26 protein-coding genes are annotated in these 26,624 nt (G+C 71.1%); 9 read left to right on the plus strand and 17 right to left on the minus strand.

The window, feature by feature from the left end; genetic code table 11:
- Nucleotides 1–16: 16 nt before the first annotated feature.
- Together ACFVR6_RS05495 and ACFVR6_RS05500 are read right to left on the minus strand one after the other, a co-directional pair.
- Nucleotides 17–925: a carbohydrate kinase family protein gene (locus ACFVR6_RS05495; RefSeq protein ID WP_386959580.1), complete on the minus strand. Its 909-nt coding sequence runs from the start codon at nucleotides 923–925 to the stop codon at nucleotides 17–19.
- Nucleotides 926–936: 11 nt separating this feature from the next.
- Nucleotides 937–1,809, minus strand: coding sequence for a PHP domain-containing protein (locus ACFVR6_RS05500; protein ID WP_386959581.1), 873 nt, complete (start codon nucleotides 1,807–1,809; stop codon nucleotides 937–939).
- Between the two features lie 82 nt (nucleotides 1,810–1,891).
- Between ACFVR6_RS05500 and ACFVR6_RS05505 the strand changes: the two genes are divergently transcribed.
- The 4 genes from ACFVR6_RS05505 to ACFVR6_RS05520 all read left to right on the plus strand — a co-directional run bounded on the left by ACFVR6_RS05505 (nucleotide 1,892) and on the right by ACFVR6_RS05520 (nucleotide 7,626).
- Nucleotides 1,892–2,908: an endonuclease/exonuclease/phosphatase family protein gene (locus tag ACFVR6_RS05505; RefSeq protein ID WP_386959583.1), complete on the plus strand. Its 1,017-nt coding sequence runs from the start codon at nucleotides 1,892–1,894 to the stop codon at nucleotides 2,906–2,908.
- Between the two features lie 35 nt (nucleotides 2,909–2,943).
- Nucleotides 2,944–4,365 carry an aminopeptidase P family protein gene (locus ACFVR6_RS05510; protein WP_386959585.1) on the plus strand — a complete coding sequence of 474 codons (1,422 nt, stop codon included), beginning with the start codon at nucleotides 2,944–2,946 and terminating at the stop codon, nucleotides 4,363–4,365.
- Entirely contained in the window at nucleotides 4,362–6,161 is a 1,800-nt protein-coding gene (locus tag ACFVR6_RS05515; RefSeq protein WP_386959586.1) for a gamma-glutamyltransferase family protein, read from the plus strand. Before ACFVR6_RS05510 ends, ACFVR6_RS05515 begins: the two co-directional genes overlap by 4 nt.
- 148 nt (nucleotides 6,162–6,309) lie before the next feature.
- Nucleotides 6,310–7,626 (plus strand): HNH endonuclease signature motif containing protein, encoded by a 1,317-nt coding sequence (locus tag ACFVR6_RS05520; RefSeq protein ID WP_386959588.1) that lies wholly within the window; start codon nucleotides 6,310–6,312, stop codon nucleotides 7,624–7,626.
- Nucleotides 7,627–7,702: 76 nt separating this feature from the next.
- On the opposite strand, the gene ACFVR6_RS05525 is transcribed toward ACFVR6_RS05520, so the two are convergent.
- Both ACFVR6_RS05525 and ACFVR6_RS05530 read right to left on the minus strand, forming a co-directional pair.
- Complete coding sequence (locus ACFVR6_RS05525) at nucleotides 7,703–8,374, minus strand: alpha/beta hydrolase family protein (protein WP_386959590.1); 672 nt, start codon at nucleotides 8,372–8,374, stop codon at nucleotides 7,703–7,705.
- Nucleotides 8,371–9,072 carry a general stress protein gene (locus ACFVR6_RS05530; RefSeq protein WP_386959592.1) on the minus strand — a complete coding sequence of 234 codons (702 nt, stop codon included), beginning with the start codon at nucleotides 9,070–9,072 and terminating at the stop codon, nucleotides 8,371–8,373. The genes ACFVR6_RS05525 and ACFVR6_RS05530 overlap by 4 nt, the downstream gene beginning before the upstream one ends.
- Before the next feature lie 73 nt (nucleotides 9,073–9,145).
- On the opposite strand from ACFVR6_RS05530, the gene ACFVR6_RS05535 reads away from it, so the two are divergent.
- From ACFVR6_RS05535 to ACFVR6_RS05545, 3 genes are read left to right on the plus strand one after another with little or no spacing between them, the layout of a single operon-like run.
- Nucleotides 9,146–10,432: a magnesium transporter MgtE N-terminal domain-containing protein gene (locus ACFVR6_RS05535; RefSeq protein WP_386959593.1), complete on the plus strand. Its 1,287-nt coding sequence runs from the start codon at nucleotides 9,146–9,148 to the stop codon at nucleotides 10,430–10,432.
- On the plus strand, nucleotides 10,432–10,980 hold the full coding sequence (locus ACFVR6_RS05540; RefSeq protein WP_386959595.1) for a DUF1003 domain-containing protein: 549 nt from the start codon (nucleotides 10,432–10,434) through the stop codon (nucleotides 10,978–10,980). The genes ACFVR6_RS05535 and ACFVR6_RS05540 overlap by 1 nt, the downstream gene beginning before the upstream one ends.
- The gene (locus ACFVR6_RS05545; protein WP_386959597.1) at nucleotides 10,977–12,119 is read left to right on the plus strand and encodes a P-loop NTPase; all 1,143 of its coding nucleotides are present in this window, start codon (nucleotides 10,977–10,979) and stop codon (nucleotides 12,117–12,119) included. Before ACFVR6_RS05540 ends, ACFVR6_RS05545 begins: the two co-directional genes overlap by 4 nt.
- 3 nt (nucleotides 12,120–12,122) lie before the next feature.
- Here the strand turns inward: ACFVR6_RS05545 and ACFVR6_RS05550 are convergent, their stop codons facing one another.
- Nucleotides 12,123–12,503, minus strand: coding sequence for a Sec-independent protein translocase TatB (locus ACFVR6_RS05550; RefSeq protein WP_386959599.1), 381 nt, complete (start codon nucleotides 12,501–12,503; stop codon nucleotides 12,123–12,125).
- Between the two features lie 71 nt (nucleotides 12,504–12,574).
- Here ACFVR6_RS05550 and ACFVR6_RS05555 point away from each other — a divergent pair, with 71 nt between their 5' ends.
- Nucleotides 12,575–13,210, plus strand: a complete 636-nt coding sequence (locus ACFVR6_RS05555; RefSeq protein ID WP_386959600.1) for an O-methyltransferase — start codon at nucleotides 12,575–12,577, stop codon at nucleotides 13,208–13,210.
- Nucleotides 13,211–13,268: 58 nt separating this feature from the next.
- Here ACFVR6_RS05555 and ACFVR6_RS05560 read toward each other — a convergent pair whose 3' ends face one another.
- The 3 genes from ACFVR6_RS05560 to dapE all read right to left on the minus strand — a co-directional run bounded on the left by ACFVR6_RS05560 (nucleotide 13,269) and on the right by dapE (nucleotide 15,808).
- Nucleotides 13,269–13,442: a DUF3117 domain-containing protein gene (locus tag ACFVR6_RS05560; RefSeq protein ID WP_191717786.1), complete on the minus strand. Its 174-nt coding sequence runs from the start codon at nucleotides 13,440–13,442 to the stop codon at nucleotides 13,269–13,271.
- An 84-nt stretch (nucleotides 13,443–13,526) separates the two neighbouring features.
- Nucleotides 13,527–14,750 (minus strand): hypothetical protein, encoded by a 1,224-nt coding sequence (locus tag ACFVR6_RS05565; RefSeq protein ID WP_386959603.1) that lies wholly within the window; start codon nucleotides 14,748–14,750, stop codon nucleotides 13,527–13,529.
- Entirely contained in the window at nucleotides 14,732–15,808 is a 1,077-nt protein-coding gene (gene dapE, locus ACFVR6_RS05570; RefSeq protein ID WP_386959604.1) for a succinyl-diaminopimelate desuccinylase, read from the minus strand. Before dapE ends, ACFVR6_RS05565 begins: the two co-directional genes overlap by 19 nt.
- Nucleotides 15,809–15,851: 43 nt before the next feature.
- Here dapE and dapD point away from each other — a divergent pair, with 43 nt between their 5' ends.
- Nucleotides 15,852–16,799: a 2,3,4,5-tetrahydropyridine-2,6-dicarboxylate N-succinyltransferase gene (gene dapD, locus ACFVR6_RS05575; RefSeq protein ID WP_386959606.1), complete on the plus strand. Its 948-nt coding sequence runs from the start codon at nucleotides 15,852–15,854 to the stop codon at nucleotides 16,797–16,799.
- A gap of 3 nt (nucleotides 16,800–16,802) precedes the next feature.
- On the opposite strand, the gene ACFVR6_RS05580 is transcribed toward dapD, so the two are convergent.
- The 9 genes from ACFVR6_RS05580 to ACFVR6_RS05620 form a co-directional block, all read right to left on the minus strand.
- Nucleotides 16,803–18,407 carry an L-lactate permease gene (locus ACFVR6_RS05580; protein WP_386959608.1) on the minus strand — a complete coding sequence of 535 codons (1,605 nt, stop codon included), beginning with the start codon at nucleotides 18,405–18,407 and terminating at the stop codon, nucleotides 16,803–16,805.
- A gap of 100 nt (nucleotides 18,408–18,507) precedes the next feature.
- Complete coding sequence (locus ACFVR6_RS05585; RefSeq protein ID WP_386959610.1) at nucleotides 18,508–19,815, minus strand: citrate synthase; 1,308 nt, start codon at nucleotides 19,813–19,815, stop codon at nucleotides 18,508–18,510.
- 101 nt (nucleotides 19,816–19,916) lie between these two features.
- Complete coding sequence (gene dapC / locus ACFVR6_RS05590) at nucleotides 19,917–21,023, minus strand: succinyldiaminopimelate transaminase (protein ID WP_386959612.1); 1,107 nt, start codon at nucleotides 21,021–21,023, stop codon at nucleotides 19,917–19,919.
- Between the two features lies 1 nt (nucleotide 21,024).
- Nucleotides 21,025–21,342, minus strand: a complete 318-nt coding sequence (gene fdxA, locus ACFVR6_RS05595) for a ferredoxin (protein ID WP_257516462.1) — start codon at nucleotides 21,340–21,342, stop codon at nucleotides 21,025–21,027.
- Nucleotides 21,339–21,743 carry a histidinol dehydrogenase gene (locus ACFVR6_RS05600; RefSeq protein ID WP_386959615.1) on the minus strand — a complete coding sequence of 135 codons (405 nt, stop codon included), beginning with the start codon at nucleotides 21,741–21,743 and terminating at the stop codon, nucleotides 21,339–21,341. The genes fdxA and ACFVR6_RS05600 overlap by 4 nt, the downstream gene beginning before the upstream one ends.
- 21 nt (nucleotides 21,744–21,764) lie before the next feature.
- On the minus strand, nucleotides 21,765–22,079 hold the full coding sequence (locus ACFVR6_RS05605; RefSeq protein ID WP_386959616.1) for an AzlD domain-containing protein: 315 nt from the start codon (nucleotides 22,077–22,079) through the stop codon (nucleotides 21,765–21,767).
- Entirely contained in the window at nucleotides 22,076–22,843 is a 768-nt protein-coding gene (locus ACFVR6_RS05610; protein ID WP_386959618.1) for an AzlC family ABC transporter permease, read from the minus strand. The genes ACFVR6_RS05605 and ACFVR6_RS05610 overlap by 4 nt, the downstream gene beginning before the upstream one ends.
- A 16-nt stretch (nucleotides 22,844–22,859) precedes the next feature.
- On the minus strand, nucleotides 22,860–24,770 hold the full coding sequence (gene typA / locus ACFVR6_RS05615; protein ID WP_386959620.1) for a translational GTPase TypA: 1,911 nt from the start codon (nucleotides 24,768–24,770) through the stop codon (nucleotides 22,860–22,862).
- Between the two features lie 151 nt (nucleotides 24,771–24,921).
- Entirely contained in the window at nucleotides 24,922–26,601 is a 1,680-nt protein-coding gene (locus ACFVR6_RS05620; RefSeq protein ID WP_386959621.1) for an ABC transporter family substrate-binding protein, read from the minus strand.
- Between the last annotated feature and the right edge of the window lie 23 nt (nucleotides 26,602–26,624).

The raw sequence follows: 26,624 nt of genomic DNA on the forward strand, positions 1-26,624 counted from the left end.
CCCTCACCGTGTCGCGTCACGACGACGCCAGCTCCGCCTCCCACGGCGGGTCGGCGCCGGGACGCGACACGGTGACGGCGGCGGCTGCGGCTGCGGCCGCGAGCAGCGCCGTGAGATCGGCCGCCGTGAAGCCTGCGATGCGCGCGCGCACCTCCGCCGCCGTCGGCGCGTGCAGCCCGGCGATGAGGGCCGCCATGAAAGTGTCCCCCGCCCCGACGGTGTCGATGACCGTCACCGGTCGCGCCGCCTGTTCGACGATGCCCGTCGCGTGCGCGGCGAAGGACCCGTCGCCGCCCTCGGTGACGACGACCAGCGAAGGCCCGGCGGCGAGCCACTCCCGCGCGATGTCGCGGTGGTCGCGGCCGGGGTGCAGCCAGTCGAGATCCTCGCCGCTGGCCTTCACGACGTCCGCCAGCGCGACCAGGCGCGCCACTCGCGCGCGCACGTCGTCCGCGTCGGTCACCAGGGAGGGCCGCACGTTGGGGTCGAACGTCACCACGGAGCCGGCCCGCGCGGTGCGCAGGGCGGATTCGACCGCGTCGGCTCCGGGGTGGAGGACGGTGGCGATCGAGCCGGTGTGCACCACGGGCCCGGTCGGCGCGTTCCACGGTGCGGGGTCCCACAGGATGTCGAAGTCGTAGGTCGCCGCGCCGGCGGCGTCGAGGTGCGCGACGGCCGTGGACGTGCGCTCGGGCGTGCCGGCGACGTGCACGTCGACACCCGACTGCGTCAGCCAGGCCGTGACGTCGCGGCCGTGGGCGTCATCGGCGAGCTGCGTCACGAGCATGGGCCGCAGCCCGCGTCGCCCGAGCGCGAGCGCGACGTTGGCGGGACTGCCGCCGGGGCTGGAGCGCGTGCCGTCGGGGGCATGGACGATGTCCACGAGCGCCTCGCCGATGACGGTGACGTCGGGGGGAACGGACATGCGTCGTCCTCTCAGGGGTAGACGGGGGTGTTGCCCGTCGCCCGGTCGATGATGCGTGCCACCATCTCGTCGCTCGTGGTGTGCTCGCCGGGGATGTTGGGTTTGCCGAGCCCGTGATAGTCGCTGGACCCGGTGACGATGAGGTCGTGTCGGTCGACGAGGGCGCGCAGCGTCGCCACCCCGGTGGGGGTGTTCTCGCGGTGCCCGAGCTCGAAGCCGGCGAGCCCCAGCCCGATGAGCTCCTCCAGTGCCGAGATCGGCATCATGCGGTCCCGCCCGGCGGGACACGGGTGCGCGATGATCGGCACACCTCCCGCCGCGACGATGAGACGCACGGCGGTGGCGGCATCCGGGGCGTAGTGGGGCACGTAGTATCCGGCGCTCGGGTGCAGGATGCCGGCGAACGCCTCGCTGCGGTCGCGGGCGAGACCGCGGGCGACGAGGGCGTCGGCGATGTGCGGGCGGCCGACGGTGGCCCCGTCGCCGGTCTGGGCCACCACGTCGTCCCACGTGAGGTCGTAGTCACGCCCGATGGCGGCGACGATCTGCTCGGCGCGCCCGATGCGGGCGACGCGGATGCGGTCGGCTTCGGCCCGGAGCGCGGCGTCGTCGGCGTCGAAGAGGTACGCCAGCACGTGGACGCTGCGCCGACCGTGGACGGCACTGAACTCCATGCCGGGGATGAAGGTCATGCCCAGGGAGGTCGCCGCCTCCGCCGCCTCCGCCCAGCCGGCCGTCGAATCGTGGTCTGTCAGCGCGGCCGTGCGCAGCCCTCGCCGGTGCACCGCCTGCATGACCTGCGCGGGCGGCTCGGTGCCGTCGGAGTGCACGGAATGCAGGTGAAGGTCACTGGGTCCTTCGAACCGCTGTCGTCCCGATTGCACCCCTTGAGCGTACCCGCGGGCGGGCACGCGCTGCGGGTGCGGCATCCGCCGATCTCCCAGACAGTGGGCATAGAGTCGCGACGTGCTGCGCCTGCTGGGGATCCTCGTGACGGTCCTGTTCGCCATCGGCGCCGCGATCCTGACGTGGCCGGCGTTGTTCCGACTCGAGCGCGTCTTCCCGATCACGCAGATGGTGTCGTTCCGTCCCCTCGTGGTGCTCGCCTTCGTCGCCCTGTTCGTCCTGGCGCTGCTGCTGGCGATCGCCCGGCCCGTGCGCGGCTTCGCGCTGTCGATCGCGACGGTGTGCGTCATCGCCGCCGTCGCCGGCGCGCTCACCATCGTGCAGCGCGGTCTCGGCACCGAGGCGCTCCCGGCCAAGGGCGACGCCGGCGTGCGCGTCATGACCTGGAACACCGCCGGCGGCGAGGCGACGTCAGCCGAGAAGATCGCGCAGACGGCCGTCACGATGGAGGCCGACATCGTCGCCCTCCCCGAGACGACCATCGAGACCGGCGAAGCGGTGGCGATCGCGATGCGCGAGATGGGGCATCCGATGTGGGCGCACCACACCGAACAGGGACTCTGGGATGCCGACTCCACGACCCTGCTCATCTCCCCCCGCCTCGGGGACTATGCCGTGATCGACTCGTCGCGCGATGGCACCAGCAACACCTCGGTCGTCCCGAGCGCCGTCGCCATGCCGGTGGACGGCACCGGCCCCATCATCGTCGCGGCCCATGCCGTCGCGCCACGCCAGTCGGCCATGCAGGACTGGCGCGACGACCTGCAGTGGCTCGCCGACCAGTGCGCCGCCGACGACGTGATCATGGCGGGCGATTTCAACGCCACGGTCGATCACATGATGCGGATGGGCGTGGGCGATGCGCACCTGGGGCGCTGCCACGACGCCGCCGTCCACAGCGGCTCCGGCGCCGTCGGCACCTGGCCGACGGAGCTCCCCGCCCTCGCCGGCTCCCCCATCGACCACATCATGGCCACCGACGCGTGGACCGCGGTCGGCTCCGTCGTCCTCACCTCGATGGACGGCACCGGCAGCGACCACCGTCCGCTCGTGGTGCAGCTGGAGCCCGCCGGCTGAGCACCGCCCCAGCTTCGGGGTGCGAGACTGGTGGCATGAACACGTCAGGCGAAAGCGACACGACCACCGCCTCGGCCGAGCCGCAGCAGGCGAGCGCCGCGACCAACCGCCGCCAGCGCTACGGCCAGGGCTTCCTCGACACGATCTCCACCGGCTGGGCCGACCGCCCCGCGACCGTCCCCGTGCCCCGCGAGCAGGCCTCGTACGCTGCCGCGCGCCGCGCCGCGGTGTCCGCCGCGTTCCCGGGCCAGCGCCTCGTGATCCCCGCCGGCTCGCTCAAGCAGCGCAGCAACGACACCGACTACCCGTTCCGCGCGCACTCCGCCTTCTCGCACCTCACCGGGTGGGGCGCCGACAGCGAGCCGGACTCGGTGCTCGTGTTCGACCCGACCGACGACGGCCACGACGTCACCCTCTACTTCCGGGAGCGCGCCGACCGCACGACGGCGGAGTTCTACTCCGACGCCTCGGTCGGCGAGTTCTGGATCGGCCCGCGCCCCGCGCTGGAGGGCGTCGCCGTCGACCTGGGCATCGCGACCGACCACCTCGACGCGTTCGCACCGGGCGAGGCCGACCTCGTCATCGACGCCGATGAGGACCTCACGCGCTTCGTCTCCGAGCTGCGCCTGGTCAAGGACGAGTACGAGATCGCGCAGATGCGCCTGGCCGTCGATGTCACCGCCGCCGGTTTCGACGACATCATCGCGAACCTGCCGCGCATCATCGAGCACCCGCGGGGCGAGCGCGTCGTCGAGGGCGTCTTCCACCAGCGGGCGCGCAGCGACGGCAACGCGGTGGGCTACGACACCATCGCCGCCTCCGGGCCGCACGCCTGCTACCTGCACTGGACCCGCAACGACGGCGCGGTGCTGCCGGGCGACCTCATCCTCGTCGACGCCGGCGCCGAGGTCGACAGCCTCTACACCGCCGACATCACCCGCACGCTGCCGGTCTCGGGGACCTTCACCGACATCCAGCGCCGCATCTACGAGACCGTGCGCGAAGCGGCCGACGCCGCCTTCGCCGCCGCGCGTCCCGGCGTCTCGTTCCGCACGCTCCACGAGACGGCGATGGAGGTGCTGGCCACCCGCACCGCGGAGTGGGGCCTGCTGCCGGTGACCGCAGAGGAGGCGCTCGACGCCGACCAGGGCGGGCACCACCGTCGCTACATGGTGCACGGCACCAGCCACCACCTCGGCATCGATGTGCACGACTGCGCGCAGGCGCGGCGGGAGATGTACTACGACGGCATCCTGGAGCCCGGCATGGTCTTCACGATCGAGCCCGGCCTCTACTTCCAGATCGACGACCTCACCGTTCCCGAGGAGTACCGCGGCATCGGCGTGCGCATCGAGGACGACATCCTCATGACCGCCGACGGCCCCGTGAACCTGTCGGCCGGCATCCCGCGCACCGCGGACGAGGTCGAGGCCTGGATCGCCCGCGCGAAGGCGTGACCTTCACACCGCCCGCGTCGTTCACGACGCGACCGACGCTCGAGGGCACGTTCGGCATGGCCGCCTCCACGCACGCCACCGCGACGGCGGTCGCCCAGGCGGTACTCGAGCGTGGCGGCAACGCCTTCGACGCCGTGGTGGCGGGCGGGTTCGTGCTGCACATCGTCGAGCCGCACCTCAACGGACCCGGCGGTGACCTCGTCGGCATCTTCCAGACGGCGGATGCCGCCGCTCCCGCCGTGCTCATGGGGCAGGGCCCGGCGCCCGCGGGGGCGACCATCGCCCACTATCGGGCCGAAGGGCTCGATCTCGTCCCGGGAGCCGGCGGCCTCGCCGCGGCGATTCCGGGTGCGGTGGACGCCTGGCTGCTGCTGCTGCGCGACCACGGCACGTGGGAACTTTCCGACGTGCTGGCCTACGCCATCGGATACGCCCGCGACGGGCATCCGCTCCTCCCGCAGGCGGCCGCCACCATCGACCGCGTGGCGGCGCTCTTCCGCGACGCCTGGCCGACGTCGGCGGCGCTGTGGATGCCGGGCGGCGACGTGCCCGCTGCCGGGTCGACGATGCGCAATCCGGCGTATGCCGGGGTGCTCGAGCGGCTGATCGCCGCCGGCGACGCGGAAGGCGATCGTCACGCGCGCATCGACGCCGCGCGGCGGGAGTGGAAGACCGGGCTGGTCGCGCACGCGGCATCCGCCTTCCTCGCCCGGCCGCATCGGCATTCGTCGGGAACCGACCACGCCGCAGTCATCACACCGGACGACTTCGCGGGGTTCGACGCGGGGTACGAGCCGGCCGTGACCGGCAGGTTCCGCGGTTATGTCGTGGCCAAGGGCGGCGCCTGGTGTCAGGGTCCGGTGCTGCTGGAGGCGCTGCGGATCCTCGACGGCTTCGACGACGCGCACCTGGATCCCGCGACGGGCATCGGCGCACACACGATCATCGAGACGCTCAAGCTCGCGCTGGCGGATCGGGATGCCCACTTCGGTGACGACGCGCACGGTGGCCTCCTCGACGCCCTGCTCTCCGACGAGTACATCGCGACGCGGCGTGCTGCCATCGGCGATCGTGCGTCGCACCAGTGGCGACCGGGCGAGCTGCCCGGACGCGCGCCGTACCGCCCCGAGCTGCGCCAGCCCGCGGCCACCGATGCCGACGCGGCTGCGGGTGCCGGCGAGCCGACCGTGGCGAAGTCGGGCCAGACCCGCGGCGACACCTGCCACATCGACGTCGTCGACCGCTGGGGCAACATCGTGGCGGTCACCCCCTCCGGCGGGTGGCTGCAGTCCTCCCCCACGATCCCCGAACTCGGCTTCTGCCTCGGCACACGGCTGCAGATGATGTGGCTGGATGAGTCGGCCCCGTCGGCGCTGCGCCCCGGGGCGCGCCCGCGCACGACGCTCACCCCGACGCTCGTGCTGCAGGACGGCGCGCCGGTGATGGCCCTGGGGACGCCGGGCGGCGACCAGCAGGACCAGTGGCAGCTGCCGATGCTCCTGCGCATGATCGTCGGCGGGTACACCGCCCAGCAGGCGATCGACGCGCCGACGCTGCACACGACGGCGCTCGTAGACTCCTTCTGGCCACGCACCTGGACGCCGGCCGGGGTGGTCGTCGAGGACCGCCTGGGCGATGCCGTCATCGATGAGCTGATCGCTCGCGGGCACGACGTGACCCGCGCCGGCCCATGGAGCCTGGGACGCCTGAGTGCCGTCGGGATCGACCGTTCGCGCTCGGTCGTCTGGGCTGCGGCGAACCCGCGCGGGATGCAGGGGTACGCGGCGGGGCGCTGAGCGCACGCTGCACTCACCCATCCCCGGTAGACGTGCGCCGGACGTTGCTTCCTGCACAGGATTCGGCGAGCGTCGGTTATCCACAATCCCTGGTGAGCCCCTCTTTCCGCGCATCGCAATGTCGGAGGGGGTCGGCAGACTGGAGGGCATGGACATCTCCCCGACCAGCACCCCGACCGACGTGATGTCGGCGTCGGATGTGGTCGCGCAGATGGTGCACACCGACCGGCAGCTCGCCGAGATCCAGGCCCGCCAACTCGCGCTGCTCAGCCGCGCGGGGGACATCGCCGCGGCCCAGACCGCGGCGATCCCGGCGTCGGCACAGCGGGAGCGGGAACTGCCGCTGCGGTCGCTGGCGGCTGAGATCGGGGCGGCGTTGCGCCGGTCGGACCGGGGCATGCAGAACCGCATCCACCAGGCCACCGTGATGATGCAACGGTTCCCCACGACGGTCGCAGCGCTCGCGGCAGGACGCATCGACAACGGGCACCTGCGGGTCATCGAAGAAGCCGGCGCCCGCCTGACCGACCCCGACGCGCGCGCGATGTTCGAACAGGCCGCGCTGGCTGTTGCAGAGCGCGAAACGGTCGGCCGCGCCCGACCGACGATCCTCGCGCTCGCACAGCGGGTCGACCCCATCCCCGTGACCGAGCGCTACGCGACGGCGGCAGAAGCCCGCCGGGTGTGGGTGCGCGACCTCGCAGACGGCATGGCCGAGCTCGGCGCGGCGCTCCCCGCGCACCTCGCCCACGGCATCCTCGACCGGCTCACCCAGTACGCCCGCACTTTGCGCGACCGGGGCCGAGCGGATGCCGTCGATGCGGACGGCGAGGATGAAGCCGCCACCACCGATGCGCGGACGATGGACCAGCGCCGCGCCGACGTGTTCAGCGACCTGCTGCTCACCGGGCACGCCACCGCCACAGCCTCCGACAGCACGGTCTGTGAGACGCACGCGATCATCGCGCACATCCAGGTGACCGTGCCCGCCACCACCCTCACCGGCGCAGACGTGCCGGCCAACTTCACCGGTCACGGGCCGCTGGACCCGCACACCGCCCGCCACTACGCCGCCCACGCCACCTCCTGGGACCGACTGTTCTGCGACCCCGCGACCGGCGCTGTCACGGGGACCGACACCTACCGGCCCACCCGTGAGCAGCGGCGGTTCCTGCGCGGTCGCGACGAGCACTGCCGATTCCCCGGGTGCCGCGCCGGGGTGTGGCACTGCGACATCGACCACACCCTCGACTACGCGCACGGCGGCCCCACCCGGGTCTGCAACCTCGCCCACCTGTGCAAACGCCATCACATGCTGAAGCACAACACCGCGTGGTCGGTGGTGCAGCATGCCGGCGGAGTCCTGGTGTGGACCAGCCCGACCGGGCGGGTGTACACCGACACCCCGCAACGCACCCTCGAGTTCATCGCCACGGCCCACAGCGGCGCTCCCCCACCGTTCTAGAAAGCGGGGCACCCGCCTGCCTGTCCGGCACCGCCGGACGGCGGGCCATCGGTGCGCCGGGAGCCGGAGAGGCGCCTCACACGGCGGAACGCGCCCGCATCCATGCCACGACGACGTCCGCCAATCCTTCGCCGATCTCGTCGGCGGGGCGCTTGCGGCCCTTCACCTCGAACGAGTGGTTGCCGCCGTCGACCCAGTGCACGGCGGCATCCCGGCACGAGGCGACCGCCTCGGCGAGCTGCTCGTGCGGGTCGACGAACGGGTCGTTCGTCCCCTCGACGAACAGCTGCGGCGGCACGACGTCGGGCAGGTGCGCGACGCGCGGCTTGTCCGGGCGGCCGGGAGGATGCAGCGGGTAGCCCAGGTACACCAGGCCCGCCGGCGCGATCATGCCTTCCGCGGCCGCCATCGAGGCCATCCGGCCGCCATAGGACTTGCCGGCAGCCCACACCGGCAGACCGGGCATCGCCTGCCGCAGCGCCGTCTCAGCCGCCTGCCAGGTCGCCACGGCGTGCGCGGCCGGGCCCGGCATGCGACGGCCTGCTTCGACGTACGGGAAGTTGAACCGCAGCGTCGCGACACCGGCTGCGCGCATGCCACCGGCGAAGCCCACGAGGAACGGATGCGAGTAGCCGGCCCCCGCGCCGTGTGCCACGCCGATCGCCGCCCACGGCTCTGCCGGCACGTCCAGGTCCGCCGAGACCGTCACGTCCCCCGTCGGCAGGGCGACCGTGAGGCCCGTGATCATGCGCGGGACGAGTCCTCGTCCGGGTCGCCTGCGGGTGCCGCAGGGCCGGGGGCCGCGCCGCCCGGGGTGGGCGGAGCGATGCGCTCGCCGTACCGCGGCGGTTCGTTCGGATCGTCCAGTGGCGGGCGAGGTGCGGGGACGGCACCGGGAGCCCCGGCACCCGGAACACCCGAGCCAGGCACCGCGGTACCGGGCACGGGGGTGCCCGTGACAACGGCTGCCGGCGGCGCGTCGGCCCGGCCGAGCGCCTGACGTGCCTTGTGCACGCTCTCGGGCAGCACCGTCAGGTCGTAGCGGGCAGCGACGACCTGCGTGATCGAGGCGTAGTCGCGGCGGCGACGGATGAAGGAGTACGTGATGATGCTCATCAGCATGCCGATCGCGATGCCGACGAAGAGCACACCGACGAACAGCTGGATCGCGACGTCGGGGGTGCCGAGCACGAAGATCGCGGCGAACAGCAGGCCGAGCAGCACACCGTTCATCGCGCCCTGGCGGGCCGCGGTGGCATACCCGAGCCGGCCGGTGACCTTTTCGATGGAGCGCAGGTCAAGTCCCACGATCGCGATGTCGCGCGCCGGCACGTCCGCGGCGATCAGGGCCGACACGGCCTTCTGCGCCGCTTCGTAGCTCGTGAACGACGCCACGGTGTCGCCGACCGCATTGCGCCCCGAACCGAACCCACCCACCATGCTCATCTCCCCATCTTCGCATGAGCCGTCAGGGCGCGCTCCGGGACCGCCGGGGTGGCCCGCGCACTACGCTGGACGCGTGAGCACGCAGAGGGTTTTCGTCGCGCGGCTGGCCGGCTGCACGGTCTTCGACCCCGCCGGCGACCGTCTCGGCAAGGTACGGGACGTCGTCGTCATCTTCCGAAAAGACGATCCGCCGCGCGTGATCGGTCTGGTCGTGGAGATCCCCGGGCGCCGGCACGTCTTCCTCTCGATCGGCCGCGTCACCTCCATCGCGACCGGCCAGGTCATCACCACGGGGCTCATCAACGTGCGCCGTTTCCAGCAGCGCGGCGGTGAGGTGCGCGTGATGGCGGAACTGCTCGGACGCAAGGTCTACCTCCGCGACGGCAGCGGCACCGCTGTGATCGAAGACGTCGCGATCGACCGCAACCGCATCGGTGAGTGGGATGTGTCGCAGCTGTTCCTCCGCCGCCCGAAGACCAGCGCCTCCCCGTTCGCGAAGGGTCCGACGACCTTCGCATCGTGGAGCGAAGTGCGCGAAGACCAGACTCCGGGCGAGGCGCAGTCCGCCGAGCAGCTGGTCGCCACCTACTCCGAACTCAAGCCCGCCGACCTGGCCAACACCCTGCTCGACCTCCCGGAGGAGCGCCTGTTCGAAGTGGCCGAGGAGCTCCCCGACGACCGGCTCGCCGACGCACTGGAGGAGATGCCCGAGGACGAGCAGATGCACATCCTCGAGCGCCTCGGCGACGAGCGCGCCGCCGACATCCTCGATCACATGGAGCCCGACGACGCCGCCGACCTGCTCGGCCAGCTGCCCGAGGGCCGGATCGCCCAGCTCCTGGGCCTCATGGAGCCCGAGGAAGCGGAGGACGTCCGCGCCCTCCTGGAATACGGCCCCGACACCGCCGGTGGACTCATGACCAACGAGCCCATCGTGCTGTCGGCGGAGAACACCGTGGCCGAGGCCCTCGCGCTCATCCGTCGCCACGAGCTGCACCCCGCCCTGGCTGCCGCCGTCTACATCACCCTTCCCCCGTTCGAGACCCCGACAGGGCGGCTCCTGGGCGTCGTGCATTTCCAGCGGATGCTGCGCTATCCGCCGCACGAGCGCTTGGGCGCCATCATCGACGACACCCTCGAGCCGGTGCCGGCGACGGCCTCGGCGGCCGAAGTGGCCAGGCTCCTCGCCACCTACAACCTGGTCTCCCTCCCCGTCATCGACCAGGCCCACCGCCTGGTCGGCGCGGTCAGCGTCGACGATGTGCTCGACTACCTGCTTCCCGACGACTGGCGCTCGCACGATGCGCCGCCGCATGACAGTGCGCGCACGTCGCCGCCGACGCGAATGGGACGCCGCTGATGGCCCGCGCACCCAAGGCGTCGCTCGAGGCGCCTCGCGGCCGCGCGGGCATGCTCACGCCCCGCCCGGCGCAACCGTCGCGCGACACCTTCGGCCGGTTCACCGAGTGGATCGCCCGCGCCATGGGCACGCCGATGTTCCTGCTGCTGCTCACCCTGTTCTGCATCGCGTGGATCAGCTGGAACACGATGATGCCGGAGCATCTGCGGTTCGACTCCGCCGCCAACGGGTTCACCGCCCTCACTCTCATGCTCTCCCTGCAGGCGTCGTATGCCGCGCCGCTCATCCTCCTCGCGCAGAACCGCCAGGATGACCGCGACCGCGTGCAGATCGAGCAGGACCGACAGCGCGCCGAGCGCAACCTCGCCGACACCGAGTACCTCGCCCGCGAGATCGTGGCGCTGCGCATGGCGCTGACCGATGTCACGAGCGAGGTCGTCACGAAGGACGTGCTGCGCCAGGAGCTGGCCCGAGCCCTCGAGCGCCACGACGAGCAGCGGGACCAGGCGCACGACGCGGCCCGCGACGACGGCGGGGCGGCGCGGTGACCGCGATCGACGAATCGGTCCGGGCTGCGGTGTCGGCCGTCACCGACCCGGAACTGCGCCGCCCCATCGGCGAGCTCGACATGGTGCGGGAGGTGACCGTCGATGACGGCACCGCGCACGTCGGCATCGTGCTGACGATCGTCGGCTGCCCGGCCGCGCAGCGCATCGAGTCCGACGTGCGCGCCGCCGCCGCGTCCGTTCCCGGCGTCACCGACGTCGACGTGGCGGTGGGGGTTATGACCCCCGCCGAGCGTGCCGCCCTCACCGCGCGTCTGCGCGGCAGCCGTGCCGCACGCCAGATGCCGTTCGGTCCCGATTCGCTCACGCGCGTCATCGCCGTCACCAGCGGCAAGGGCGGCGTCGGCAAGTCCACGCTCACCGCCAACCTCGCCGTGGCGCTCGCGGCACGGGGCGCTGCGGTCGGGGTCATCGACGCCGACGTGCACGGATTCTCGATCCCCGGGCTCCTGGGCCTGGTCGGTCCCGACGGTCTGCCGCCGCAGCCCACCCGCATCGACGACCTCATGCTGCCGCCGGTCGCCTTCGGGGTGAAGGCCATCTCGATCGGCATGTTCCTCCCCCGCGACGCCGCCGGCGGGGGCGCGGTGGCCTGGCGCGGACCCATGCTCCACCGCACCGTGCAGCAGTTCCTCACCGATGTCTTCTTCGGCGACCTCGACGTGCTGCTGCTGGACATGCCGCCCGGCACGGGCGACGTCGCCATCTCGGTCGGCCAGTTCCTGCCCCACGCCGATGTGCTGGTGGTCACGACCCCGCAGGCGGCGGCATCCGACGTCGCTGTCCGCAGCGGCCTGCTGGCCCGTCAGACCGGTCAGCGCGTCATCGGCGTCGTCGAGAACATGGCGGCCATGACCCTCCCCGACGGCACGACGCTCGATCTGTTCGGCTCCGGCGGCGGCGAGGCGGTGGCCGCCGCACTGTCGACGGATGCCGCTCCCGTGCCGCTCCTGGCGACCGTGCCGCTCAGCCCCGCGCTGCGAGCCAGCGGCGACGCCGGCGTGCCGGTGGTGGCGGGGGCGCCCGACGATGCGGCGGCCGTCGCGATCACGCGTCTCGCCGACGACATCCTCGCGCAGGGCCGCAGTCTCGCCGGCCGCTCGCTCCCGTTCGCCCGCTGAGGGTCAGGTCGCCTCGGCGTCGAAAGGCGGCGGTCCGTCGGGACGCTTCTGGGGCGCTGCCGGCTCCGGCGCGGAGGCAGCAGTCACGGCGGCACCGGCAGCCGCGGCCCGCACCGTCGGGGTGGGGGCATCATCCAGCAGCGCCTCGCGAATGATGCGGCGCGGGTCGTACTGACGGGGATCGAGCTTGCGCCAGTCCACGTCCTCCATGCCCTCGCCCATTTCGTCCTGCACGCGGGTCTTGGCCCCTGCCACCCACTCGCGCGCCCGCACGGTGAAACGCGCGAGCGCCTCCGCGTACCGGGGCAGTCGTTCGGGCCCGATGAGCATGCCGGCGATCACGGCGATCAGCAGCAGCTTCTCCCACGTGAGTCCGAACACCATGCGTCCAGGTTACCCGTGCGCCTGACTGCTCCAAGCGTTGCGCCCGCGTACGCTGGCATGCGGAGGTCCCCATGGGCGAGCACGACGCGAACCGCAGGTTCGCAGCCGAGGTCACGGTCGAACCCGACGCCATCGCACGCGCACGCGCGCACGCGATGGAACTGGGTGCCGACCCCATCAGCGCGCCCGTCGGCGCGCAGTGCGCGGTCATCGCCGCGGCATCCAAGGCGCTCAACATCGTCGAGATCGGGACCGGCGCCGGTGTCTCGGGCCTGTGGCTCCTGCACGGCTCGCCGCGTGCCACACTCACGACGATCGACGTCGAGCCGGAGCACCTCGGAGCGGCCAGGCAGGCGTTCGCCTCGGCCGGCGTCGCGCCCGCCCGCGCACGTTTCATCTCCGGACGGGGTTCCGACGTGCTCCCCCGCATGAACGAGGCGTCCTACGACATCGTCCTCATCGACGCCGACCCGGAAGGCGTCATCGAGTACGTCGAGCACGGTCTCCGTCTCGTGCGCGCCGGCGGCACGGTGCTCGTGCCCCGCGTGCTCGCCGGTGGCGCCGTCGCCGATCCGGTGCGCCGCGACCCGATCACGAGCGCCTACCGCTCCCTCATCCAGGAGACGCAGTCCTCCCCCGCCGTCGTGGGGGCGCTGTCGATCACGGGCGAGGGCCTGCTGCAGCTGACCACCGTCGCCGCGTCCTGAACCGCAACGACGAAGCGACCGGTCGATGTCGACCGGTCGCTTCGTCATGTGTGGGCTGTCAGGCTGCGTTGACGACGCCTCCGAGGACGCTGTAGAGCTCCTTCGCCTCGTCGTCATTGACCGAGACCACCAGGCGACCGCCGCCTTCGAGGGGAACGCGCACGATGATCAGGCGCCCCTCCTTCACGGCCTCCATCGGTCCATCACCGGTTCGCGGCTTCATGGCTGCCATTGCGGGCTCCTTTTCGTCGAAGATCTGCCTATGAGTTTATCGTGTGCGGACCACGGGAGATAATCCGACAAACGATTTGACTAATTATGGAATGCGCCAGAACGTGTTTCCGAGCGCATACATGGCGTGAATCCACCACCACTGCCCCGCCAGACACGCCGCGAGGACCCCGCATCGCCACGCCAGGGAACGGGGTAGCGCCACCGCTCCCCACAGTGGCGACAGCGGCAGCAACAGGCGCATGATGCTCGACTGCGGGAAGAACACCGCCAGCAGGTACACCAGGTAACTGGCCGACCAGAGGCGGATGTCCAGGCCCAGTCGCCGCACATGGCGCTCGCGCCAGAGCACCAGCGCAACCAGCACGACGGATGCCGCCAGCGCGATGTAACCGGCGACGGCACCGAGCCCCGCGCGCGTGAACCAGAACGCCGCTGCCTGCACGAAGCCTTCGAACGGCAGGAAGCCGCCCTCGGCGTCCGGCAGCCAGTTGCGCCGCCAGGCCAGCTCGGTCGAGAGATACGCATCCGGCTGCCCGGTCACCACCCCGGCGATCACGACCCACGAGAACCCGACCACGACCCCGAGCAGTCCCGTGGCGACGATGTGCACGACCTCACGCGCCGGGAGCGGGTCGGTGCGGCGGCACACCCAGCGCGCGATCGCGTGGAGGGCGAGGAACAGGGCGAACGCGAGCACACCGGGGCGCGTGAATCCCATGACCGGGATGAGCAGGTACAGCCACGCATAGGCGCGGCGCTGCACGGCCCACAGCGCGAGGAACAGCAGCAGCAGGAACAGCGACTCCGCGTAGCCGACGTGGAAGATCGCCGCCAGCGGAGCGCAGGCGAACATCACCGCCGCCCACTGCGCCGCGCTTGTTCCGATGCGCTCGGACAGCATGCGGCACAGCACATACGTCGCGCCGTAGCCCGCGACCAGCGACACCACGACGGCACCGGCCACCCACGAGTTCGCGGGGGCGCCGACGATGTTCGCGAGCATCGGGTACACCGGCAGGAACGCCCACTGGTTCTCGGTGACGAGTCCGTCGGGCGTGAGCGGCAGCGTCGTCGGGTACCCGGCGACCGCGACGAGCCAGTACCACTGCGCGTCCCAGCCTCCCAGGAGATCCCCCACCCCCGCTCCCGGACCGAAACGCGAGCCGGCCGGGGCGAGCGCCGCAGCCAGCACCAGCAAGCCGTGGGTGACCAGGCGCGCCAGAAGGTACAGCCCACCGATCCGCAGCGACAGCGGCAGCGCCGCCCAGCCGCGCACCACGCGAGCGGTCAGCGGCTGGTCAGCCACGCGCGCAGACCCCGCTCGACCGACTCGATCTGCGCGAGGGGCACCCGCTCCTGGTCGTGGTGGGCCAGCATCGGGTCACCGGGACCGTAGTTGACCGCCGGCACGCCCAGCGCCGAGAAGCGGGCGACGTCCGTCCAGCCGTACTTGGCCGTGGGGACGGCGCCGACCGCCGCGACGAACTCCTGCGCGAGCGCGGCATCCAGCCCGGGGCGCGCGCCCTCGGCCAGATCGGTGATCTCCACCTCGAACCCGTCGAACACCTCGCGCACGTGGCGTTCGGCCTCGGCGGCGTCGCGGCTCGGTGCGAAGCGGTAGTTCACCTCGATCTCGCAGAGATCGGGGATCACGTTGCCGGCCACACCCCCGCTGATGCTCACGGCGTTGAGCCCCTCTCGGTACACGAGACCTTCGACGGGGACCTCCGCCGCACAGTAGTCGGCCAGCCGGGCCAGAATCGGGGCGGCCGCGTGGATGGCGTTCTCGCCCATCCACGAGCGGGCACTGTGGGCGCGCGCTCCGTGCGTGCGCACGATGGCGCGGAGGGTGCCGTTGCAGCCGCCCTCGACCTCGCCACCCGAGGGCTCCCCCAGGATCGCGAAGTCGGCCGCGAACAGGTCGGGTCTGCTCCGCGCGAGGCGGGTGAGGCCGCTGCGGGATGCCTCGACCTCTTCGTGGTCGTACCAGAGCCAGGTGAGGTCGACGCGCGGGTCCACCAGTTCCGCCGCGAGCTTGAGCTGCACCGCGACGCCGGCCTTCATGTCCACCGTGCCCCGTCCCCACAGGTGCGGCTCGCCGTCGACCTCGATCTCCCGCGTCGGCAGGTTGCTGTTGATCGGCACCGTGTCGATGTGCCCGGCGATCGCCACGCGCTGGGCACGGCCGAGGTGGGTGCGGGCGACGATCGTGTCACCGTCGCGATGCACCTCGAGGTGCGTCAGCGCCGAGACGGCGTCGAAGATCGCGTCGGCCAGGGCGGTCTCGTCGTCGGAGACGCTGGGTATGTCGCAGATCGCCCGGGTGAGATCGGCAGCGGACGCGGTCAGATCGAGCCGTGGCATCCCCCGAGTCTAGCCAGCCTCCGGGGCCGGATAATCTGGAGGGATGAGCGACGCACGACTGATCTGGGCAACGGGACTGACCACCACGGCCGGCGACGGGACGGTGCTGGAGGCCTGGTACCCGCACCCCGCCGGCGGCGCCCGCCCCGTGGATGTCGACCCGGTCGCCGACTTCGAGGGCCTCACCGGCGCCGACGAGCGCCGCAACGTCACCGTCGAGGCCGTCTCGCTGGAGATCGACCTGGACGCCGCGCCCGCGTCCACCGCCGACGCCTACCTGCGCCTGCACGCGCTGTCGCACCGTCTCGTGACCCCGAACGACCTGAACCTGGACGGCATCTTCGGCCACCTCCCGATCGTCGCCTGGACCAACGCCGGGCCCATGCTCCCCGAGGATGCCGCGAAGCTGCGTCCGTCGTTGCAGCGCCACGGGATCCAGGTGCAGAGCCTGGACAAATTCCCCCGCCTCACCGACTACGTCGCCCCCGAAGGCGTCCGCATCGCCGACGTCGCGCGCGTGCGCCTGGGCGCCTACCTCTCCCCCGGCACGACGGTCATGCACGAGGGCTTCGTGAACTTCAACGCCGGCACCCTCGGCGCCTCGATGGTCGAGGGACGCATCTCGCAGGGCGTCGTCGTCGGCGACGGCAGCGACATCGGCGGCGGCGCGTCGATCATGGGCACCCTCTCCGGCGGCGGCGCGCACCGTGTGTCCATCGGCGCGCGGACGCTCCTGGGCGCCAACGCCGGCATCGGCATCTCGCTCGGCGACGACTGCGTCGTGGAGGCCGGTCTGTACGTCACGGCGGGCACCAAGGTGACCCTCGCGGCCGAGCCGGTGCGCCATGACGGGTCGCGCCCGGTCGTGAAGGCCGCCGAGCTGTCCGGACAGAACGGGCTGCTGTTCCGCCGCAACTCCGTCACCGGCGCCGTCGAAGCCGTCCGCCGCGAGGGCGTCGGCGTGACGCTCAACGAGGCGCTGCACGCCTGAGCGTCAGAACGCGACGAACAGGGTGAAGCTCCACACGCAGATCACCACGAGCATCCCCAGGCTGTAGAGGATCGAGGCCCGCAGGATGTCGCTCTCCTTGCCGGAGAGCCCCACCGCGCCCGCCGCGATGGCGATCGACTGTGGCGAGATGACCTTCGCGGTGTTGCCGCCGGCGGTGTTGCCCGCCACCAGCAGCGCCGGGTCGGCGCCGATGCCCTGGGCCGTCGCGACCTGCAGCGGCGCGAACAGGGTGTTGTTGTTGACGACGGAGCCGGTGAGGAACACGCCGATCCAGCCGATCACCGGTGCCAGCAGCGGCACCAGCACGCCCATCGCGGCCAGGGCGTTGCCCATCGACGTGGAACCCCCGGCGTAGTTGGCGATGTTCGCCAGCGCCAGGATGAGGGCGATGAGCACGAGCGCCTGCCAGAGCGCCCGGATGGTCGCGGCGAGTTCGCCGAACAGCTCCTTCGCGTGCAGCTGCGGAGTCGTGAAGGAGGTGACCAGCACCGCCAGCAGGATGGCCGTGCCCGTCGCGTTGAGGGGGGTGAAGTCCCACGTGGCGGTGACCACCGACCCCGCCGCCGTCGTGACCTCGCCGGTGAGCCCGGGGATCGGCACCTTGACCACCGCGCCCGAGAGCGCGCCGTCGGCGGCGAACAGCGACTTGAAGGCCGGCAGGCTCCAGATCAGCACGATGACGGTGAGGATGTAGAACGGGCTCCACGCCACCGCGATCTCCCGCACGGTGTGGCGTGCCGGTTCGGGAGCGGGCGCGTCGTCCTCGCGGAACGTGCGCTTGGGCTGCCAGACGAGGCCCAGCACGAACAGCGCCACCATCGCCCCGAGGCCGGCGCCCACGTCGGCGAGTTCGGGGCCGAGGAACCACAGCAGACCGCCCTGGATGCCGCTGAACACGACCGTGACGACGATCGTCGCCGGGAGGGTCTCCTTGAGCCCGCGCCACCCGTCGAGGATCATCACGAGCAGGAACGGGATGAGCAGCGTCAGCGGCTGCAGGAGCACCACCATGGCCTTGGAGAGCACCATCACGTCGAGGCCGCTGACCTGCGCTCCGACGATGACGGGGATGCCGATGGCGCCGTACGCGCCGGCGGCGGCGTTGGCCACGAGCGAGATCATGGCGGCTTTGACCGGCCGGAACCCCAGCTGCACCAGCAACGCGGCGCAGATCGCGATCGGCACGCCGAACCCGGCGGCGCCCTCGAGGAAGGCGCCGAACGCGAAGCTGATCAGCAGCACCTGGATGCGCTGATCGGCCGAGATGCCGCCGATCGAGGAGCGGATGACGTCGAAGCGGCCGCTGATGACCGCGAGCCGGTACAGCCACACCGCCATCACGATGATGTAGGCGATGGGCCAGATCGCGGTGAGCAGGCCGATCAGCCCTGCGCCGGCCATCGCGTCCACCGGCATCCCGAACGGCCACATCGCCACGATGATCTGCGCAACGAGCGCGATCAGTGCGGCGAGGATGCCCTGCAGCTTGAACACGACCAGGCACACCAGGAACACCACGATGGGGATCGCGGCGACCAGTGCCGACAGCCAGAGGCTGCCGAAGGGGTCCGTCGACTGCTCCCACATAGCAACCTCCGCTCGTACGGCCAGGTCAAGCCGTACACACGGTACTCGGGGATGTCCTCCCGGTCACCCCATTGCGCTGCGGGCGCCGTTCAGCGTCGGATCAGACTCCGGGGTATTCGCGCCGCGGCGAGCCGGTGTACAGCTGCTGCGGGCGCCCGATCTTCGTCTGCGGGTCGTTCTGCATCTCACGCCAGTGCGCGAGCCAGCCGGGCAGGCGCCCGATGGCGAACAGCACCGTGAACATGCGGGTCGGGAAGCCCATCGCCTTGTAGATCACGCCGGTGTAGAAATCGACGTTCGGGTACAGGCGACGCTCGCGGAAGTAGTCGTCGTTGAGCGCGATCTCCTCGAGCTCCTTCGCGAGGTCCAGGAGCGGATCGTGCACGCCGAGTTCGGTGAGCACCTCGTCGGCGGATTCCTTGACGAGCTTCGCGCGCGGGTCGTAGTTCTTGTAGACGCGGTGCCCGAAGCCCATGAGCTTCACGCCGTCTTCCTTGTTCTTGACCCGCTCGACGAAGCGCTGCACGCTCTCGCCGGAGTCGCGGATGCGCGCGAGCATGTCGAGCACGGCTTCGTTGGCGCCGCCGTGCAGCGGGCCGTACAGCGCGTTGATCCCCGCCGAGACCGACGAGAACTGGTTGGCGCCGGTGGAGCCGACCAGCCGCACGGTGGAGGTGGATGCGTTCTGCTCGTGGTCCTCGTGGAGGATCAGGAGGCGTTCGAGGGCCCGCGACATGACGGGGTTGATCTCATAGTCCTCGCTCATGACACCGAAGTTCAGGCGCAGGAAGTTGTCGACGAAGCTCAGCGAGTTGTCGGGGTAGAGGAACGCCTGGCCGACGCTCTTCTTGTGCGCGTACGCGGCGATCACCGGGAGCTTGGCGAGCAGCCGGATGGTGTTGAGCTCGACGTGCTCGGGGTTGTTGGGGTCGGACTGGCCCTCGTAGTAGGTCGACAGCGCAGCCGTCGCCGAGGAGAGCACCGACATGGGGTGCGCGGTGTGCGGCAGCGAGGAGAAGAAGCGCTTGAGGTCCTCGTGCAGCAGCGTGTGCCGGCGGATGCGCTCGTCGAACGCGCCGAGCTCGTCGGCGGTGGGGAGCTCCCCGTACAGCAGGAGCCACGCGACCTCGAGGTAGGTGCTGTTGGTCGCGAGCTGTTCGATCGGGTACCCGCGGTAGCGGAGGATCCCCTCGTCGCCGTCGATGTAGGTGATCGCGGACTTCGTGGCGGCGGTGTTGACGAACCCGTAGTCGAGCGTCGTGTGGCCGGTCTGTTTCGTGAACGTCGACAGGTCGACACTCGAGGCGCCGTCGGCGCCGGTCAGGATGGGAAGCTCTGCGGTGCGCTCCCCGATGGTGACCGTGGCAACGGGCTGGGGGGCGGTGGGCTGGGTGCTCGCGTCGCTCACGAAGCCTCCTTGCGCTATGGATCGTCGGTGAATACAGCCTAACGGGCGGGGCAGCCTACTCCGATCCCCGCCAAAGGATCGTGGATTCCGGTGGAGGATACCTACGAGCCCGTCAGGCGTCGCGCGGCCTCCGCGATGCGCTCGTCGGTCGCGGTGAGGGAGAACCGCACGTGCTGCGGGAAGTGGGTGCCGTAGAAGTGGCCGGGGCCGGCCAGGATGCCGCGCTCGGCGAGCGAACCCAGGCTCTCCCAGGCATCCCTGCCCTCGGTGGCCCACAGGTACAGGCCACCTTCGCTGCCGTCGATGCGGAAGCCGGCGGCCTCGACGGCGGGGCGCAGCGTTTCGCGGCGCCGGCGGTAGAGCTCCTTCTGCGCCGCGACGTGCGCGTCGTCGGCGAGGGCGGCCGCCGCGGCGGCCTGCACGGGAGCGGGCAGCATGAGGCCGAGGTGCTTGCGCGCCGTCAGCAGGCGCGCCACGAGGTCCCGGTCGCCGGCGAGGAACGCCGCGCGGTAGCCCGCCAGGTTGGACTGCTTGCTGAGCGAGTAGACCGACAGCACACCCGACAGGTCGCCCTGGGTCACCCGGGGGTCGAGGATGCTCGGCACCGGCTCGTCGGCCCAGCGGCCGTCCCAGCCGAGTTCGGCATAGCATTCGTCGCCGGCGATGACCGCGCCGAGTTGCCGGGCACGGGCGACCGCGGCGCGCAGCTGCTCGTGGTCGAGCACGCGGCCGTCGGGGTTGCCGGGCGAGTTCAGCCAGATCAGCCGGGTGCCTTCCGGCCACTGGGACGGATCGTCGGCGGCCACCGGGGTGGCCCCCACCAGCCGCGCGCCCACCTCGTAGGTCGGGTAGGCCGCGCGGGGATGCACGACGGTGTCCCCGGGGCCGAGGCCCAGCAGCAGCGGAAGGAGGGCGACGAGCTCCTTGGAGCCGATCGTGGGGAGGACGTTGTCGACGGTGAGTCCGGGCACGTGGCGCCGACGGGCGAACCAGGCGACGATCTCTTCACGCAGCCGCGGTGTGCCCGCCGTCTGCGGGTACGCGTGCGCGTCGGTGGCATCCGCCAGCGCCGCCGCGACGACGGCCGGCGTCGGGTCGACCGGCGAACCGATCGACAGGTCGACGATGCCGCCGGGATGTGCGCGCGCCGTCGCCGCATACGGGGCGACGGCATCCCACGGGTAGTCCGCGAGGTCGGCGACTCCCACCTCAGGCCTGCGGAGGGAGAGCGGCGATGATCGGATGGTCGTGCTTGATCACACCGGTCTTGGCCGCACCACCGGGCGAGCCGATGTCCTGGAAGAACTCGACGTTGGCGGTGTAGTAGTCCGCCCACTCGGCCGGGAGGTCGTCTTCGTAGTAGATCGCCTCGACGGGGCAGACCGGCTCGCAGGCGCCGCAGTCCACGCATTCATCGGGGTGGATGTACAGCGACCTCTCGCCCTCGTAGATGCAGTCCACAGGGCACTCGTCGATGCAGGCTCGGTCCTTGACATCGACGCACGGGAGGGCGATCACATACGTCACTCCCCCAGTCTAGGCGACCTCCGCGCCATCGGCTGGTGCGACGTGTCCGGCCAGGCCACGACGAGCGCGACCAGCAGCGGCACCGCGATCGTCCAGATGATGCCGACCGAGAACTGCCCCTCCGCGGGCGCCGGCACGATGATCGAGCCGCCGGGACCGGCGCCGGAGAACACGAGCGTCGCCGTCATCGTGCCCAGCCCCGCCGCGAGCGTCGCCCACCGGTCACCCGTGAGCAGACGCACCGCCACCAGCAGCGCGCCGACGCCGACGATCGAGAGGATGAGGCCCAGCGGCAGCCAGCCGAGCATGTACGCGTGTGCGACCGTACCGGCGACACCGTAGACGAGCCCCACCACGAGGGCGATGATCCACGTCAGCACGCGTGCCCAGCTCGTTCCCACCCGTTCAGTCTAGGCGGCCGCTCACGCCGCCCATCCCCACAGCCGCAGCAGTGCCGCGGTGGCCGCGGCGGCGGCGACCACCACGAGGAAGGGCGCCCGCGCGAGCAGCAGTCCCGCCGCCACGGCGAGGGCGGGCAGGCGGGCGTCGATGACGATCGCCTGGCCGACCCCGAGCGCCTGTACGGCGACCAGAGCGGCCAGCAGCGCCACGGTCAGCAGGTCGGCGACCCTGGCGGGGCGAGGGGCTTCGAGCACCTTCGGCGGGATGAGGTAGCCGACCGCCTTCAGTGCGACGCAGATGATGGATGCCAGCAGCACCGCGTTCCACAGGGTCACGGCAGGCCCTCCCGCTCGGGCACGTCGTCGGGCTCCGCGAAGCCGGCCGCGGGGCCCGGTGAGGCGAACCAGTTGAACACGCCCACCACGACCGCCACGACCGCCGCGATGAGTACGGGCAGCCCCGGCATGAGCGCGGGGGTCAGCACCGCGGCCACCACCGCGGCGGCGACCCCCACCACGATCGCCTGCCGCTGTCGCAGGCGCGGCCACAGCAGCGCGAGGAAGGCGGCGGCCGCGGCGGCATCCAGTCCGTACGCCTTCGGGTCGCCCAGCAGATCGCCCAGCAGCGCCCCGAGGAGGGTGGAGATGTTCCACCCGACATAGATGCCGATCCCCGTCACCCAGAAGCCCAGGGTGCGGGCGCGCGGGGTGGGCTGGGCGAGCGACACGGCGGTGGATTCGTCGATCGTGAACTGCGCGGCGGCCGCACGCCGCCAGATGCTCCCCCCGATGACGGGCGCCATCCGGATGCCGTAGGCGACGTTGCGCACCCCGAGCAGGGTCGCCGACGCGATCGCGGCGGGCGCGGCGGCGAGGCCGCCGGCGGCGATCACCCCCGTGAAGGCGAACTGCGAGCCGCCCGTGAACATCACGAGGCTCAGCACGCACGCCTGCCAGACGTCGAGCCCCGACGCCACCGCCAGCGCGCCGAAGGACACGCCGTACGCGCTCGTCGCCAGTGCTACTCCCAGACCCTCCCGCGTCGCCCGACGGGCAGCGCGGGAGGCATCCGCATCGTCGGGCGGCGGTGCTTCACTCACCCGACGATGCTAGCGGTCAGACGCCGGCGTCCTGGCGCTTGAGGCGAGCGGTCGCCCGGGCGCGCTCGGTGGCATCCAGGTTGACCTTGCGGATGCGCACGATCTCGGGCGTCACCTCGACGCATTCGTCGTCGCGGGCGAACTCCAGGCTCTCCTCGAGCGAGAGCTGACGCGGCGGGGTCATCGACTCGAACGTGTCCGAGGTCGAAGAGCGCATGTTGGTGAGCTTCTTCTCCTTGGTGATGTTCACGTCCATGTCGTCGGCGCGCGAGTTCTCGCCGATGACCATGCCCTCGTAGACCTCCTGCGTCGGCTGCACGAAGAACGACATGCGCTCCTGGAGCGCGATGATCGCGAACGGCGTGACGACACCGGAGCGGTCGGCGACGATCGAGCCGTTCTGTCGCGTCACGATCTGACCGGCCCACGGCTCGTAGCCGTGGGAGATCGCGTTGGCGATGCCGGTGCCACGGGTCGTGGTGAGGAACTCGGTGCGGAAGCCGATGAGGCCGCGCGAGGGGACGACGAACTCCATGCGCACCCAGCCGGTGCCGTGGTTGACCATGTTGTCCATGCGGCCCTTGCGCGAGGCGAGCAGCTGCGTGATGGCGCCCAGGTACTCCTCGGGCGCGTCGATGGTCAGGTGCTCGAAGGGCTCGTAGGTCTTGCCGTCGATCTTCTTGGTGACCACCTGCGGCTTGCCCACGGTCAGCTCGAAGCCCTCGCGGCGCATGTTCTCGACGAGGATCGCCAGCGCCAGCTCGCCGCGGCCCTGCACCTCCCAGGCGTCGGGACGGCCGATGTCGACGACCTTGAGCGAGACGTTGCCGATGAGCTCGCGGTCGAGGCGGTCCTTGACCATGCGGGCGGTGAGCTTGTGACCCTTCACCTTGCCGGCGAGCGGCGAGGTGTTGGTGCCGATCGTCATCGAGATCGCGGGGTCGTCGACGTGGATCTGCGGCAGCGGCCGCACGTCATCGGGGTCGGCGATGGTCTCGCCGATGGTGATGTCGGGGAAACCGGCGATGGCGACGATGTCGCCCGGGCCTGCGGACTCGGCCGGGTAGCGGTCCAGCGCACGGGTCTTCAGCAGCTCGGTGATGCGAGCCGTGCTGGTGGTGCCGTCGGCACGCACCCAGGCGACCGTCTGACCCTTCTTCAGGGTGCCGTTGAACACGCGCAGCAGCGCCAGGCGGCCGAGGAACGGCGAGGAGTCGAGGTTGGTGACCCAGGCCTGCAGCGGAGCCTCGTCGTCGTAGGACGGCGCGGGGACGTGCTGCAGGATCGCCTCGAACAGCGGCTCGAGGTCGTCGTTGTCCGGCAGGCTGCCGTTCTCGGGACGGTGGGTGGACGCGGCGCCCGCGCGACCCGAGGCGTACACCACGGGAACGTCCAGCAGGGCGTCGACGTCGAGGTCGGGCACGTCGTCCTGGAGGTCCGAGGCGAGCCCCAGCAGCAGGTCGTGCGCTTCCTCCTCGACCTCGGCGATGCGCGCGTCCGGGCGGTCGGTCTTGTTGACGAGCAGGATGACGGGGAGCTTGGCCTCCAGTGCCTTGCGCAGCACGAAGCGCGTCTGGGGCAGCGGGCCCTCACTGGCATCCACCAGCAGCACCACGCCGTCGACCATCGACAGGCCGCGCTCGACCTCACCGCCGAAGTCGGCGTGACCGGGGGTGTCGATGACGTTGATCGTCACCGGCACGTCGGTGTGGATGCCGTTGTAGGTGATCGCCGTGTTCTTGGCGAGGATCGTGATGCCCTTTTCGCGCTCGAGGTCGTTCGAGTCCATGGCGCGCTCCTCCATGTGCTCGTGCGAGCCGAAGGAGCCGGTCTGACGCAGCATGGCGTCGACGAGCGTCGTCTTGCCGTGGTCGACGTGCGCGACGATAGCGACATTACGGAGGTCGGGACGGAGGGCGTGCGCCATCGGTGATCCTTGCAGGGAGAGGGGAAGAAGAGGTGTCGCACACGTCCGGAATGACGGGGCCGACACTCCAGGATACCGGAAGCGGGGCGGGACCCGGTGGATCCCGCCCCGCGAAGGGTGCGTCAGAGGACGCTCAGCTGTGTGCCGTGGCTCAGGAAGCCCAGCCCACGACCGTCCAGTCGATGGTCTCGAACTGGGTGGCGCCCCAGTTGACGAGGCCGTCCTTGACCGCGTAGACGTTCGGCAGCGGAGCGATCGGGAACATGGGCACGTACTCCCAGATCACGTCGTTGATCTCCTTGGCCGTCTCGATGCGCGCAGCCGGGTCGAGCTCCGAGTTGGCGGTCGCCCACAGGTCGCCGAGCGACTCGTCGGTGACACCGGTGAAGTTCGACTCGGAGTCCAGCGGGTAGTACAGCGCCTCGGACGAGGTGATCGGGAACGCCGTGCCGACCCACGAGAACGACACCATCTCGAAGTCACCCGGGATGACGTAGTCGCTGAAGTAGTTGTTCGCGGGAACCGTGGTCAGCTCGACGGGGATGCCGAAGTCACCGAGGTCGGCCTGGACCTGCTCGGCGCGCTGGATGTTGGTGGCCGTGTCGGCGGGGACCGTGACGCTCAGCTCGAGAGCCTCGCCGTCCTTCTCCCAGCCGCCGTCGGTCTCGGTGTAGCCGGCCTCCTCGAGGAAGCCCTTGGCGGCCTCGAGGTCGTAGGGGTACGCCTTGTCCTCGTAGCCTTCCTGACCGGGCATGAAGATGAAGTCACCCGTGGTGACGGCGGGCGCGCCCACCGGCGTGTTGGCCGACGCCGCGATCTGCTCGCGGTTGACGGCCGAGGCGACGGCCTTGCGCACGTTGACGTCGGAGAGCGGGCCCTCCTTGGCGTTCATCGTGACGTGGGTCCAGGTGACGCCACCGGAGGTCTGGATCTCGGCGTCCTCGCGCGACTGCGCGGTGGAGTACAGGTCGGCGTTGGCCGAGATGTACAGCGCGTCGAGCTCGTCGTTGGCGAACGACGAACCCTGCTGGTCCTGGCTGACCGTGCGGAAGTAGATGGTCTCGAGCTTGGGCGTCTCGCCCCACCATGCGGGGTTGCGCTCGAGGGTGAGGACCTGTCCGGTCGTGTCGACCTCCGCGATGCGGAACGGGCCCGACGAGGGCACCGGCTGCGTGCGGTAGCCGTCGTTGTACAGCGCCGGGTCCGAGGAGATCGAGGCGGGCAGCAGGCTCGCCGTGAACATCGCCTGCCAGTCGGCGTACACCGACGAGAAGGTCACGACGACGTGGAACTCGTCATCGCCCTGCTCGACCGAGGCGACGTCTTCCCAGCCGGCGGTGGATGCCGGGAGGTAGGCCTCGTTCGTGCCGTTCTGTGCCTGCCAGTAGGCCTGGTAGTCGGCGACCGTGATCGGCGTGCCGTCTTCCCAGACCGCCTCGGGGTTGAGCTTGATCTCGACGACCTGCGGGTCTTCGCTGGTGACCTCGGCCGAGACGGCGTAGTTCTCGTCGAGCTCGGGGGTGCCGTCCTCGGCGATCTTGAACGGGCCACCCATCGTCGGCTCGACGATGTCGTTGGTGTCCGCTTCGTTGCCGTCGATCTGGTTGATGTTGAAGTTCGACGGGAACTGGCTGACACCCAGCGTCAGGGTGCCGCCGTCGGTGACCTCCGCCGCGTCCGCGCGGACCCATGCCGTTGCCGGAAGCTCGACGGCCTCGGACGACGCGTCGTCACTGGGACCGGTGTTGCCGGCAGCACAGCCCGTGACGATGAGCGCAGCTGCGCCGAGCATCGCCAGGGAGCCGAACGCCTTTGCATTCTTCATGCGCATGTGATCGTTCCTCTCGGTTTTCT

The organism is Microbacterium sp. NPDC058021, from assembly GCF_042885955.1.
In the GTDB taxonomy this organism is placed as follows: Bacteria; Actinomycetota; Actinomycetes; order Actinomycetales; family Microbacteriaceae; genus Microbacterium.